Origin of the sequence: Pseudomonas sp. Colony2, from assembly GCF_019382755.1 — a bacterium.
Lineage (GTDB): Bacteria > Pseudomonadota > Gammaproteobacteria > Pseudomonadales > Pseudomonadaceae > Aquipseudomonas.
In genome coordinates, this window is the sequence record NZ_CP080030.1 from 5,701,597 (window position 1) to 5,714,335 (window position 12,739).

The window sequence follows — 12,739 nt, forward strand, 5'->3', positions numbered from 1 at the left end:
CCTCGAAGAAGGTTTCTCACAAGGCTAGATCCTCAGGTGTGAATGTCATCTTGAATGAACGGTAGGGAGCGAAGTCGCTTGGTTTCATTCCCTGCATCTCGGTCAACCGGCCAATGTTCTTGACCGCTGCTACCGCCGAACTGTCGAACGAACCGTCGCCACTGGACTTGGCCACGCTGACCGAAGTCACCGTACCGTCCGGCAACATGCCGATCTGCAGCACTACTGTCATGCCTTTACGTGCCGAAGGAGGACGGGTCCACCCTTCCGCTGCCCGTGAACGAATCAGGTCGTCGAAACTGCCCGCGACTTCATCACCACGTTCATCGGCCAAGGCTTGCTGGCGCTGCGGCGTGTCGGAAAGCAAATCGGCCAAGGCCTGGGCCTTTTTGTCTTCGGTCGATTTACGCGCTGCTTCCTGGGCCTTTTTCTTGGAGGCATCGGCAGCAGCTTTCTTCTTCGCATCGTCGGCGATCTTCTTCTTCGCCTCGTCAGCTTCAGCTTTCTTCTTGGCGTCGTCCGCGGCTTTCTTCTTCGCGTCTTCGACTATCTTTTTCTTCGCGTCTTCAGCGGCCTTTTTCTTGGCCTCTTCTTCGGCAGCCTTCTTGGCTTCTTCTTCAGATTTCTTCTTGGCTATATCAGCCAATTGTTTCTCTTCAGCCTTCTTGGCTTCGGCAGCTTTATCGGCTTTCTTGGCTTCATCAGCCTTTTGCGCCTCTGCAGCTTTCTTCGCCTCGTCAGCCTTTTTCGATTCCTCGGCCTTTTGAGCCGCCTCTTCTTTCTTTTGTTCCGCAGCAGCCTTCACCGCTTCCTGCTCGACCTTCTTCTGTTCCATCTGCTCGACTTCAGTCTGGCGCGCAGCCGACTTCTGGGCCTCACCCGCAATCTTCTGATTGGTCTGGGTGGTGGCCTGGCTTTTCGATTTCAGCTGATACAGGGTCGCCTGCACGATCGGCTTGGCTGGCGGCAGGTCCGGGGTCATGGCAAAGCTGACGAACAGCATGCCAAACACCAGGACGTGCAGGGCAATTGCCCAGACGCTAGGCCAGAAGTAGCTTTCCGAGGCGGACGGCTCTCGCTGTTGGTGCATCAGGGCGCCTCGGTAATCAAGCCAACATTACCGACCCCGGCCTTCTGCAGCCCGCCCATGGCGCCCATGACGGAGCCGTAGTCGACGACCTTGTCGCCGCGAATGAACACCTGGGTGTGCTTGCCACCTTCGTTGCCGGCGCGAATGATCTTGGTCACGGCATCAGTCATCTGCGGCAAGGTCATGGCCTTGTCCTGCTGTTTCTGAGTGTCGACTTCGCTGCCAAGGTTCCAGTAATAGGTCTTGTCAGCCTTGATCGAAATGGTCAGGACCTGGGTGTTGTTGTCCTGCGGCAAGGCTTCGCTGGAAACCTTGGGCAGATCAACCTTCACGCCCTGATTGAGCATCGGCGCGGTCACCATGAAGATAACCAGCAGCACCAGCATCACGTCGATGTAAGGCACTACGTTCATCTCGGCGACCGGCTTGCGCTTTTTGCGAGCTCGAGCGATTAAAGCCATTGGGAATTACCTGCTTATTCTTCGCTGGTGTGCACTTTACGGTGCAGGATCGCCTGGAATTCATCGGCGAAGGTGTAGTAACGGCTGATCAAGGTTTCGCCACGAGCGGCAAAACGGTTGTAGGCGATTACTGCGGGAATAGCTGCGAACAGACCGATGGCGGTGGCGATCAGCGCTTCGGCGATACCCGGGGCCACGGTGGCCAGGGTCGCTTGCTGGGCCTGGGCCAGGCCGCGGAAGGAGTTCATGATCCCCCATACGGTACCGAACAGGCCGATATACGGGCTGACGGAACCTACGGTGGCGAGGAACGGCAGGCTTTGCTCAAGCTTTTCTTCTTCGCGGGAGATGGCGACGCGCATGGCACGGGCCACACCTTCCATGACCGCTTCCGGGTCAACGCCTGGCTGCTGGCGCAGACGGGAGAATTCCTTGAAGCCGGCGCGGAAGATCTGCTCGACGCCCGAATCCGGGTCCGGGTTGCTGCCCGCCTGGCGGTACAGCTTGGACAGGTCGATACCCGACCAGAAGCGCTCTTCGAAGCTCTCCAGGGCACGTCGACCAGCACGCAGCAGGTTGCTGCGCTGAAAAATCATGACCCAAGAGGTAACCGATGCGGCTACCAGGACCAGCATCACCAGTTGAACCACGACACTGGCATTGCTGACCAGGCTCCACATGGAGGAATGGTCGACGACGGTAGGTTCCACGCTAAATCTCCTGCTCTGAATGTTTACCCGCGCCGCTCACGCCGGCAAAGGCCGCGCGTAGAGTTTCGGGAATGGCCCGGGGTTTCAAACTATTGGTGCGAACACAGGCCACCAGGAACTGCCCCTCACAGAGCAGCGTTGCATCCGTAGCCCGCCTGACCTGCTGTTTAAAGCGCAGGCTGGCACGGTTCAATTCGGTTATTTCTGCGCTGACCAGCAGCTCGTCGTCCAGTCGCGCCGGCGCGTGGTAACGCGCCTCGCTGGAATGCACGACAAACAACAGGTCCTCCCCTGCCAGCTGGGATTGGGCAAAGCCCAGCTCCCGTAGCCGCTCGGTTCGAGCCCGCTCCATGAACTTTAGGTAATTGACGTAATAAACGATGCCGCCAGCATCGGTGTCCTCGTAATAAACGCGACAGCGATGTGCGAACGACTGATCCCCGTTTTGCGCGCGCATACTCTAGTGCTTACTCCTCAGGTTGCCAATCCGGCCAGGCAACTGTTTTTCATTCTGTGGCACATTTCTAACGAAAGAATGACGACGCCAGCCACTAGGACAGCACAAACTCCGAATAAATCGAATCGCCAAGCGTTTTTAATCGTCTACTGCATCGAGGAATTCGTCTACTACGGGCATCTCGCCCAATCGTGACGGAATGTTTAACCCAAAGTGCAGATACGCATGCCGGGTGACCACACGCCCCCTTGGCGTGCGCATGATGTAGCCCTGCTGAATCAGATACGGCTCCAGTACATCCTCAATCGTATGCCGCTCTTCGCTGATGGCGGCGGCGAGGCTGTCCACGCCCACCGGGCCGCCGTCGAACTTCTCGATCATGGTCAACAGCAGGCGCCGGTCCTGGTGATCAAAGCCATGCTCATCCACATCCAGCAGGTTCAGCGCCAGGTCTGCCACGGGCTTGGTGATATGCCCCTTGGCCCGCACTTCGGCAAAGTCGCGCACCCGGCGCAGCAAACGGTTGGCAATCCGCGGGGTACCACGGGCGCGGCGGGCGATTTCAAAGGCGCCTTCCGGGTCCAGGGGCAAGCCAAGGATGCTCGCCGAACGGCTGACGATGGTGGCCAGATCCGCCGTGCTATAGAACTCTAGACGTTGAACAATCCCGAAACGGTCTCGCAGCGGGTTGGTCAGCATGCCCGCACGGGTGGTCGCACCCACCAGCGTGAACGGTGGCAGGTCGAGCTTGATCGAGCGCGCCGCCGGGCCTTCACCGATCATGATGTCCAGCTGGAAGTCTTCCATGGCCGGGTACAGTACTTCCTCGACGATGGGCGAAAGCCGGTGGATCTCGTCGATAAACAGTACGTCGTGGGGCTCCAGGTTGGTCAGCAGCGCCGCCAGGTCGCCCGGGCGCTCCAGCACGGGGCCGGAGGTGGACTTGATCGACACGCCCATTTCCTGCGCGATGATGTTGGCCAGGGTGGTCTTGCCGAGCCCGGGCGGGCCGAAGATCAACGTGTGGTCCAGGGACTCGCTGCGCCCGCGCGCGGCCTGGATGAACAGCTCCATCTGCTCGCGCACGGTGGGCTGGCCGATGTATTCGGCAAGGCTCAGGGGGCGAATCGCCCGGTCCTGGATTTCTTCACGATCACGAGGCCCGGTGGCCGCGATCAGACGATCAGCTTCAATCACTTAAATCATTCCCTTCAGGGCGCGGCGGATCATGTCTTCGCTGCTCAGGTTCTTGTCCTTGATGGCTGACACGGCCTTGCTCGCCTCTTGCGGCTTGTAGCCCAGGGAGATCAGCGCGCTGACCGCATCGCTTTCAGCGCTGGCCACCGGCACACCCGGCGCATCAGGCTGGTTGGGCACCAGGGCAAACATGCTCGGCACAACCTCCCAGGCCTTGAAGCGGTCTTTGAGCTCCACCAGCAGGCGCTCGGCGGTTTTCTTGCCAACGCCCGGTACCTTGGTCAGCGCGGACGTGTCCTGGGCCGACACACAGCGCACCAATTCATCCACTTCCAGGCTCGACATCAGCGCCAGCGCCAGCTTCGGCCCCACGCCGTTGAGGCGGATCAGCTCACGGAAAAAATCCCGGTCACGCTTGCCAACGAACCCATAGAGCAATTGCGCGTCTTCGCGCACCACCAGGTGAGTGTGCAGGGTCAGCGGTTCACCGACCGACGGTAAGCGGTAGAGGGTGGTCATGGGCACTTCAAGCTCATAACCCAGCCCGTTTACATCCAGAATCAGGTGCGGTGGCTGTTTCTCAGCCAGGGTGCCGCGCAAGCGTCCAATCACGTTCGAATCCTTAAGAATCGGCTCAAATCAAGGCCTGGCCGGTAATAACGCGGGCATGCCGGCCGACAGCACAGGCCGTTCATGCACCCCACGCAGAATGAATGCGCTGATGCTATCAGAGACGCAGCCGGCCGCCACGACTGCGTGCGGTCCCCAAGCCATGAGGCATCAGGCTGGAACGGGTATGGGCATGGCAAATGGCAATGGCCAGGGCGTCGGAGGCATCGATTTGCGGTTTGGCGGTGAGTTTGAGCATGTGCATGACCATCATCATCACCTGCTCTTTATTGGCAGCACCGGTACCGACCACGGCTTGCTTGACCTGGGTCGCGGTGTATTCAGCGATCTCCATGCCCTCCTCGGCTCCGGCCACAATGGCCGCACCGCGGGCCTGGCCGAGCTTCAGGGCGGAGTCGGCGTTTTTCGCCATGAACACTTTTTCGATGCCCATGGTCACCGGCCCATAGGTCTGGATCACTTCACGCACGCCGCGATACACGATCTGCAAGCGCTCGGCCAACTCGCCGGCGCCGGTACGGATACAGCCCGACGCCACGTACACGCAGCCTCGCGGGGTCTGTTGGACCACGCCAAAGCCGGTGATTCGCGAACCGGGGTCGATACCTAGGATTAGAGTCATAACGCCTGCAGTTGGATAAAAAATTCTTGATATAGCCAAGATCAAAATGTGGGAGCGGGCTTGCTCGCGAAGGCGGTGTATCAGTCACCGTATTGACTGACTGACACGCCGCCTTCGCGAGCAAGCCCGCTCCCACATTAGATCTGCATCATCCTTCAGCCTAGCTGTTCAGCCACCGATTCCGGAATATCGGCATTGGAATAGACGTTCTGCACGTCATCCAGGTCTTCAAGCATGTCGAGCATCTTGAGTACCTTCTGCGCCCCGTCCAGGTCCAGCTCGGCGCTGGTGGTCGGCAGCATCACGATTTCCGCGTCGGTGCCTTTGAAACCAGACGCTTCCAGGGCGTTACGCACCGAATAGAAGCCCGCGAACGAGGTGAACACGTCGATGGAACCGTCTTCGTTGGTCACCACGTCGTCGCCATCGGCCTCCATTGCCGCCTCAATCAGCGCATCTTCATCCACGCCAGGCGCGAAGGAAATCTGCCCCTTGCGCTCAAACAGGTAGGCCACCGAACCGTCAGTGCCGAGGTTGCCGCCACATTTGCTGAACGCATGGCGCACGGCAGCCGCGGTACGGTTGCGGTTGTCGGTCATGCACTCGACCATCACCGCCACGCCACCCGGGCCGTAGCCTTCGTAGCTCAACTCGACCATGTCGTCTGTATCGGCCGCACCGGCACCACGGGCCACGGCGCGGTCGATGATGTCGCGGCTCATGTTGGCGCCGAGGGCTTTGTCCAGGGCCAGGCGCAGGCGCGGGTTGGAACCCGGGTCACCGCCACCCTGGCGCGCGGCAACGGTCAGCTCGCGAATCCACTTGGTGAAGATCTTGCCTTTCTTGGCATCCTGACGCTCTTTGCGGTGCTTGATGTTCGCCCACTTGGAATGGCCAGCCATAACACAACTCCGAAATTCTGTAGAAACCTGTCGATCCCGCCCCAGGCGGGACTTCCCTCTTTAACGTGCAGCCCTTGTAACGCAAAGGCGCATCCGAAGATGCGCCCTTAGCTGACAATGTAAAACCTTATCGCGCTTTCACGCTGCGGCCTTACTCAGCCTTTGGTGTCTCGCGCAGACGGATATGCAGCTCGCGCAGTGCCTTGGCATCCACCACACCCGGCGCTTGCGTCATGACGTCGGCAGCACTTTGGGTTTTCGGGAAGGCAATCACTTCACGGATCGACTGGGCACCGGTCATCAGCATCACCAGACGGTCCAGGCCGAAGGCCAGGCCGCCATGGGGTGGCGCGCCGTATTTCAGGGCGTCGAGCAGGAAGCCGAACTTCTCTTGCTGCTCATCTTCGTTGATGCCCAGCAGGCGGAAGACCGATTGCTGCATTTCCTTGCGGTGGATACGGATCGAACCGCCACCCAGCTCGGTGCCGTTGAGCACCATGTCGTAGGCACGGGACAGAGCGCCAGCCGGGTTGGCTTCCAGCTCTTGCGGCGTGCACTTCGGCGCGGTGAACGGGTGGTGCAGTGCGCTGAAGCTGCCGTCGTCGTTTTCTTCGAACATCGGGAAGTCGACAACCCACATCGGCGCCCACTGGCAGGTCAGCAGGTTCAGGTCGTTGCCGACCTTGATCCGCAGTGCACCCAGCGCTTCGCTGACGATCTTCGACTTGTCGGCACCGAAGAACACGATGTCGCCGTCAACCGCGCCAACACGATCCAGGATCACATTGAGGTTGGCTTCAGGGATGTTCTTGACGATTGGCGACTGCAGGCCTTCGACGCCCTTGGCGCGCTCGTTGACCTTGATGTACGCCAGGCCCTTGGCACCGTAGATGCCAACGAACTTGGTGTAGTCGTCGATCTGCTTGCGCGGCATGCTCGCAGCGCCAGGCACGCGCAGTGCGGCGATACGGCATTTCGGGTCGTTGGCCGGGCCGCTGAACACCTTGAAGTCGACATCTTTCAGTTGGTCTTCAACGTCAACCAGTTCCAGCGGGTTACGCAGGTCTGGCTTGTCGGAACCGTAACGGCGCATGGCTTCTTCGAAGGTCATGTGCGGGAATTCGCCGAACTCCAGGTTCAGCACTTCCTTGAACAGGTTGCGGATCATCTGCTCGGTGATGCCCATGATCTCTTTTTCATCGAGGAAACTGGTCTCGATGTCGATCTGGGTGAATTCCGGCTGGCGGTCGGCCCGCAAGTCTTCGTCACGGAAGCACTTGGCGATCTGGTAGTAACGGTCGAAGCCGGCGACCATCAGCAGTTGCTTGAACAGCTGTGGCGATTGCGGCAGGGCGAAGAAGGAACCGGCGTGGGTACGGCTCGGCACCAGGTAGTCGCGGGCGCCTTCCGGGGTAGCACGGGTCAGGATCGGCGTCTCGACGTCGAGGAAGCCGTTCTCGTCGAGGAAGCGACGGATGCTGGTGGTCATGCGCGAACGCAGGCGCAGCTTCTCGGCCATTTCCGGGCGACGCAGGTCCAGGAAGCGATAACGCAGGCGGGTTTCTTCGCCAACGTCAGAGAACTCGTTCAGCGGGAACGGCGGAGTTTCCGACTCGTTCAGCACTTCCAGTTCGTAACCCAGCACTTCGATCATGCCCGACGCCATGTTGGCGTTGGTGGCACCGGCCGGACGCAGGCGAACCTTGCCGGTGATCTTCACGACGTACTCGCTGCGCACGCGATCGGCGGCGGCGAAGCTCTCGGCGCGGTCCGGATCGAACACCACCTGGGCCAGACCATCACGATCACGGATATCGAGGAAGATCACCCCGCCGTGGTCGCGGCGACGGTGAACCCATCCGCAAAGGGTGATTTCCTGACCTTCCAGGGTCTCGTTCAGTTGGCCGCAATAGTGGCTGCGCATCATGATAGTGGTTTCGCTTCTCGTAATTCGAAATTCGGTGGAGGCCCGCCTCATCACCGTACAGCTAAGTCAGGTGACGGATAATGCAGGAGCCTGCGCGTAGAGTTCAACTCAGTCTGCTTTGTCGCCGCCGGCCAGATTCTTCTTCGAACCGGTCTTGAAGTCGGTCTCGTACCAACCGTTGCCACTCAGGCGAAAGCCCGGCATGGACAACATCTTCTTGAGCTCCGGTGCCTGGCAGGCAGGGCAATCGACCAGCGGCGCTGCGCTGATCTTTTGAATGGCTTCCAACTGATGACCACAGGAAGCGCATTGATAGTCGTACATGGGCATGGAGATGTCTCGGCGATCAGATCATTACTGCGCCACGCCCTGCCCTGGCTCTATCCTGTGGGAAAGTCCCGGCATGCGCAGCAAAGCCCGGGATTATATCTGGTAAATCGAGGCTGTGCAGCCGTAGCGGCGCGCTGCTCTTTATATAGATGACTGCAGCAGGCTTCTGCCGGGCGCCCGAGCCGGGGCAATCCCGGGACGGGCGCCCGGCACAAGGTTCATGCAGGGTCCGGCTGGACACTGGGCGCGACAAGCCGCCCTTTCAATACATGCACCACGCAAACCACCCTGACCAGACCGCTGAAGTTCTTTACACCGCCATAACGCAAGTGCACTTCCCGGTCCACGTAAGACAGCAGCGCACTGACCGAACACGTATTGATCCTGGCGATCTCCGCGAGGATATTCCAATACACCTCTTCGAGCCGCAAACACGTCGAAAAACCATTAAGCCGAACCGATCGGGACAATGGCCTGGCCAAGTTCATATCGAACCCCTTGGCAAAGGGATCTACCTTTATCTTGTGCAATCCGCACGTTTCCATAACTCCATTACCTGCTCCGCGTGACATACACTTGACACTCCATTGCCTGACGGCCACTCATGTTCTCGTTGGCCGTTGAGCTATAAAACATCAAGACGACAAGTGCAGCCAGAAGACAGGGAGCCGATCACCGTAGGACAAGCCAACGCGCGTATCAGGAAGCTCGCGGAATCACGGAAATCGCCGGGAAGCAGGCATGCGAGGGGCGTCAGCTCGACGCCCTCCCGCCACCGGTGTTATTTGTTTTCGAGCAGGGAACGCAACATCCATGCGGTCTTTTCATGCACTTGCATACGCTGGGTCAGCAAGTCCGCCGTCGGTTCATCACTGACTTTATCCAACAACGGGAAGATACCCCGGGCTGTGCGAGTCACCGCTTCCTGGCCTTCGACCAGTTGCTTGATCATGTCTTCAGCGCTCGGCACACCCTCTTCTTCCTTGATCGAAGAAAGTCGCGCATACACCGAGTAGGCACCCGGTGCGGGAAAGCCCAGGGCACGAATACGCTCTGCGATTGAATCCACCGCCAGCGCCAGTTCGTTGTACTGCTCTTCAAACATCAAGTGCAGTGTACGAAACATGGGCCCCGTTACGTTCCAATGGAAGTTGTGGGTCTTCAGGTAAAGTACATAGGTATCGGAAAGCAGTCGCGAAAGTCCATCAACGATTGATTTACGGTCTTCTTCACTGATACCAATATCGATTGCCATGTGTTTCCCCTTCAATTGATAAAAATTCATTGATCAGGTGCAGGACAACTCTAGCAAGAGTGCCGGCCGTGCGCAGCCTGGCTGACCCTTTCGAGGTGCGGCAAATCGCCCCTTGCAGAGCGGGCTTGCCCGACAGGCAAGGCTTCAACAGCTACCGGAAAAATTACCCAGCACCTGCGAAAAAGCCTGCACCTGTCTAGGACAAGTGTTTGACGCAGAAATGCCGTGCCCCTTGTAACAGCCTGAAATGCTTGATTTGAGTAGGCACAGGCTTTGCTGTTAAATAGGCAGCGTGTCGCCGCCGATATTTTTCGCGGCAAGCGGCATAGGCTGATACCCGTGCACGTGCCCAACGCCTCCCATTGTTCAGAAGCGAACCGTGCCCGTCAGCTCTTCCTTGTGATCCGTCTTAACGTGAGTTAATCAAAATGTTGAAAATCGTCCACCTGCTAACGGGCGCTGCAGCTTTGCTGCTGTCCTTTATCCCCAGCCTGCGATCAGAGACCCTGCCTTACCTGCAGCAACCTGACGCTCTCTACCTGACCTTCTTTGGTCTTCTTAACCTGACACTGGCTCCAGTCATTCCATACTGGAACAAAGGCCCGCGTCATCAACTGCAAAACCTGGTCAGCGCCCTGCTGGTCCTGGCTGTTGTCGTGCAAACCCTCACCCTGCTGGCGCCTATGCCTGAAGTGGGTGGCCACCCGGCCGTCCTGCTCAGCCTGGCAATAGCACTGGTAGCCATCGTTCTTCATCTGGCCATCAGTTTTTACCGCTCCTCCCCGGCCGCTGCGTCGCAAAGCTACGACATGACCAACCGGGATACCGGGACCGTCAAGTGGTTCAACACCTCCAAGGGCTTCGGCTTTATTTCCCGGGATTCGGGCGACGATATCTTCGTCCACTTCCGGGCGATTCGCGGCGAAGGCCATCGCGTACTGGTGGAAGGCCAGCGCGTGGAGTTCTCCGTCATGAACCGTGACAAGGGGCTGCAAGCTGAAGATGTGATCGCCGCATTGCCGCGTCGCTGATTCCAGCACCCCGAAAAAAAGAAACCGCGATGCAGCCTGGCTGCATCGCGGTTTTTTTATGCCCGGGGGGTCAACCCCTGCCTTATTAATAATGAGGCGGCGGCGCCTCTTCCTCGGACGACTCGAACTGGCCGCCCATTTCTTCCTGGCGCTTGAGCAACGCAGTCATCTGCAACTGCAGGCGTTCCACGGCACGCTGCTGGGTGACCAGGATGTCATTCAGGGTCTCGATGGTGTCGTCCTGAAAGGCCAGGCGGCTTTCCAGGTCGGTCACGCGGGCTTGAAGATCCATGGCTCAAGCCTCCAGGAACGTGAAGTCGGCCGGCAGGATCTCGCGCAGGCGCGCACGAATTGCCACCACTTGCTCGTCACTGTAGGGCTTCGCCGGGTGCTTGCCCCAGACCGGCGCAGGCCAGGCCGCGTCGTCGCGCTTGCGTACGATCACATGCACGTGCAGTTGGCTGACCACATTACCCAAGGCACCGATATTCATTTTGTCGGCGCCGAACCCTTCGTTCAGCCACTGTGCCAGCGCCGTGCTTTCCTGCCACACCCGCTGCTGGTCGGCGACATCCAGTTGAAACACTTCGCTGATACCGTCGATGCGCGGCACCAGGATGAACCAGGGGTAATTCGAGTCATTGGAAAGCAGCAGCCGACACAGGGGGAAATCCCCGATAGGCAAGGTGTCTTGTTGAAGACGTGGATCTAAGGCGAACACAGCAGTCACTCCCGTTCGGCGGGTCAGGTTTCAGGCGCCCAGCATACCTGCGAATGCCGGTCGCTTCACGGCGAATGCGCGTGGCCGAATACGCGCCCAAACAGGACGCCACGAAAAAAAGCGCACCATTTCGAGACAGGCCAATATTTCAGCTACGCTAAATGACCAATGTATCCAATTCTGGTCAAAGTCGGGACGCGGAACATGCTTCAAGACCTTGAGCCAGACGGCTTTCAAAAGGCCAAGGCTGAACGGGAGCAGAAACGCAGTCAGCGAAGCACTGCACCAAAATGACCCATTTGTGCTTCAAAGGGATCCGCCAACTACCCACCGAACGGGGTGAACCGGTAACGTTTTGCTCTGGTACAGGTTTTATGCGCCACCGAACCGGAGTACGGCAGGCGCGTCAAGGCCAAACCAAACGGCGTAAAAAGCCCGTGCTTATGCGGTTTTTACAGGCCGTTGACACTTTTCACGAAAAAATCACATTCGGTTACGGGTTTGTGCACGCTTGTTGCATTCACACCCATATCGTCGACAACGGCACCGGCGGGAAGCAGGTGTTTCGCGACGGAAAATAACAGCGGTTCAATGCCTGGCAGGGATGAGTTGAAACTTTCAGGGGTGACTTTTCCACCCCGCTTCCAAGGTTTTAAAACAGCATTGAAGTTGTCAGTCCGGTTACAAGTGGACTGTGAATTTGCGACATGGAGCTAGCAATTTACGACAGGCCCGTAAAGAAGCTGAAAGGATAGATGTGCAAGTATCGTCAATAATGTCTGCGTGATATAACTTTGCGCCGACACAAAAAAGAAAGAGCCGCCCAGACAAAAATATAGGTGGGACGGCAGTACTCTTCCTAAAACCAAAGGAGCAAATCACGATGCGCGTGATGAAGTGGAGCATGATCGCCCTGGCTGTTTCAGCAGGCACCTCGCAGTTCGCAATCGCGTCCTCCCAGGACGATGCCAAGGGCTTTGTTGAAGACAGCACTTTCAGCATCAACACTCGCCTGCTGTATTTCAGCCGCGACTTCCGTAACAATGACACCGGCCAAAGCCGTCGCGAAGAAACCGGTCTGGGCTTCAACGGCCTGTACCAGTCGGGCTTCACCCAAGGCACCATCGGTGTCGGCTTCGACGCCATTGGCCTGCTGGGCGTCAAGCTCGACAGCGGCAAGGGTCGCGCCGGTACCGGTCTGTTCCCTAATGGTTCAGACGGTCGCGCGCAGGATGACTACTCCAAAGGCGGCGGCGCCATTAAATTCCGTATCTCCGATACGGTATTGAAAATCGGCGACCAATACACCACTGCGCCTGTTTTCGCTTCTGACGACAGCCGTTTGCTGCCTGAACTGCCTCAGGGCGTTTCGATTACCAGCAACGAAATCAAAGGCCTGAAACTTG

General features: G+C 58.4%; 16 protein-coding genes. 2 read left to right on the top strand and 14 right to left on the bottom strand.

Going from position 1 to position 12,739, the window contains the following annotated elements; genetic code table 11:
* Nucleotides 1–16 precede the first annotated feature (16 nt).
* The 12 genes from tolA to JV201_RS23000 all read right to left on the bottom strand — a co-directional run bounded on the left by tolA (nt 17) and on the right by JV201_RS23000 (nt 9,581).
* Nucleotides 17–1,090, bottom strand: coding sequence for a cell envelope integrity protein TolA (gene tolA / locus JV201_RS22945; protein ID WP_003209823.1), 1,074 nt, complete (start codon nt 1,088–1,090; stop codon nt 17–19).
* Nucleotides 1,090–1,542, bottom strand: a complete 453-nt coding sequence (tolR, locus tag JV201_RS22950) for a protein TolR (RefSeq protein WP_161635741.1) — start codon at nt 1,540–1,542, stop codon at nt 1,090–1,092. Before tolR ends, tolA begins: the two co-directional genes overlap by 1 nt.
* 23 nt (nt 1,543–1,565) lie before the next feature.
* Nucleotides 1,566–2,261 carry a protein TolQ gene (gene tolQ, locus JV201_RS22955; RefSeq protein ID WP_003209819.1) on the bottom strand — a complete coding sequence of 232 codons (696 nt, stop codon included), beginning with the start codon at nt 2,259–2,261 and terminating at the stop codon, nt 1,566–1,568.
* A 1-nt stretch (nt 2,262) separates the two neighbouring features.
* Nucleotides 2,263–2,718, bottom strand: coding sequence for a tol-pal system-associated acyl-CoA thioesterase (gene ybgC, locus JV201_RS22960; RefSeq protein ID WP_008432379.1), 456 nt, complete (start codon nt 2,716–2,718; stop codon nt 2,263–2,265).
* Nucleotides 2,719–2,856: 138 nt separating this feature from the next.
* Nucleotides 2,857–3,915 (bottom strand): Holliday junction branch migration DNA helicase RuvB, encoded by a 1,059-nt coding sequence (ruvB, locus tag JV201_RS22965; protein ID WP_003209815.1) that lies wholly within the window; start codon nt 3,913–3,915, stop codon nt 2,857–2,859.
* Nucleotides 3,916–4,527 carry a Holliday junction branch migration protein RuvA gene (gene ruvA, locus JV201_RS22970; protein WP_003209814.1) on the bottom strand — a complete coding sequence of 204 codons (612 nt, stop codon included), beginning with the start codon at nt 4,525–4,527 and terminating at the stop codon, nt 3,916–3,918.
* A 115-nt stretch (nt 4,528–4,642) separates the two neighbouring features.
* Complete coding sequence (ruvC, locus tag JV201_RS22975; RefSeq protein WP_003209812.1) at nt 4,643–5,167, bottom strand: crossover junction endodeoxyribonuclease RuvC; 525 nt, start codon at nt 5,165–5,167, stop codon at nt 4,643–4,645.
* Nucleotides 5,168–5,322: 155 nt separating this feature from the next.
* On the bottom strand, nt 5,323–6,069 hold the full coding sequence (locus JV201_RS22980) for a YebC/PmpR family DNA-binding transcriptional regulator (RefSeq protein WP_219406079.1): 747 nt from the start codon (nt 6,067–6,069) through the stop codon (nt 5,323–5,325).
* 151 nt (nt 6,070–6,220) lie between these two features.
* Complete coding sequence (gene aspS, locus JV201_RS22985; RefSeq protein WP_003209808.1) at nt 6,221–7,996, bottom strand: aspartate--tRNA ligase; 1,776 nt, start codon at nt 7,994–7,996, stop codon at nt 6,221–6,223.
* Nucleotides 7,997–8,104: 108 nt separating this feature from the next.
* On the bottom strand, nt 8,105–8,326 hold the full coding sequence (locus JV201_RS22990; RefSeq protein ID WP_003209804.1) for an FmdB family zinc ribbon protein: 222 nt from the start codon (nt 8,324–8,326) through the stop codon (nt 8,105–8,107).
* Nucleotides 8,327–8,544: 218 nt separating this feature from the next.
* On the bottom strand, nt 8,545–8,898 hold the full coding sequence (locus tag JV201_RS22995; RefSeq protein WP_043225921.1) for a ribbon-helix-helix domain-containing protein: 354 nt from the start codon (nt 8,896–8,898) through the stop codon (nt 8,545–8,547).
* 209 nt (nt 8,899–9,107) lie between these two features.
* Nucleotides 9,108–9,581, bottom strand: coding sequence for a Dps family protein (locus JV201_RS23000; protein WP_003209800.1), 474 nt, complete (start codon nt 9,579–9,581; stop codon nt 9,108–9,110).
* 428 nt (nt 9,582–10,009) lie between these two features.
* Between JV201_RS23000 and JV201_RS30110 the strand changes: the two genes are divergently transcribed.
* On the top strand, nt 10,010–10,612 hold the full coding sequence (locus tag JV201_RS30110) for a cold-shock protein (protein WP_003209798.1): 603 nt from the start codon (nt 10,010–10,012) through the stop codon (nt 10,610–10,612).
* Nucleotides 10,613–10,697: 85 nt separating this feature from the next.
* Here JV201_RS30110 and JV201_RS23010 read toward each other — a convergent pair whose 3' ends face one another.
* On the bottom strand, nt 10,698–10,904 hold the full coding sequence (locus JV201_RS23010) for a SlyX family protein (protein ID WP_003209796.1): 207 nt from the start codon (nt 10,902–10,904) through the stop codon (nt 10,698–10,700).
* Between the two features lie 3 nt (nt 10,905–10,907).
* Nucleotides 10,908–11,333: an HIT domain-containing protein gene (locus tag JV201_RS23015; protein WP_003209794.1), complete on the bottom strand. Its 426-nt coding sequence runs from the start codon at nt 11,331–11,333 to the stop codon at nt 10,908–10,910.
* 883 nt (nt 11,334–12,216) lie between these two features.
* On the opposite strand from JV201_RS23015, the gene JV201_RS29950 reads away from it, so the two are divergent.
* Nucleotides 12,217–12,739 (top strand): OprD family porin (locus JV201_RS29950; protein WP_257903256.1); only part of this gene is annotated, 523 nt, incomplete at its 3' end.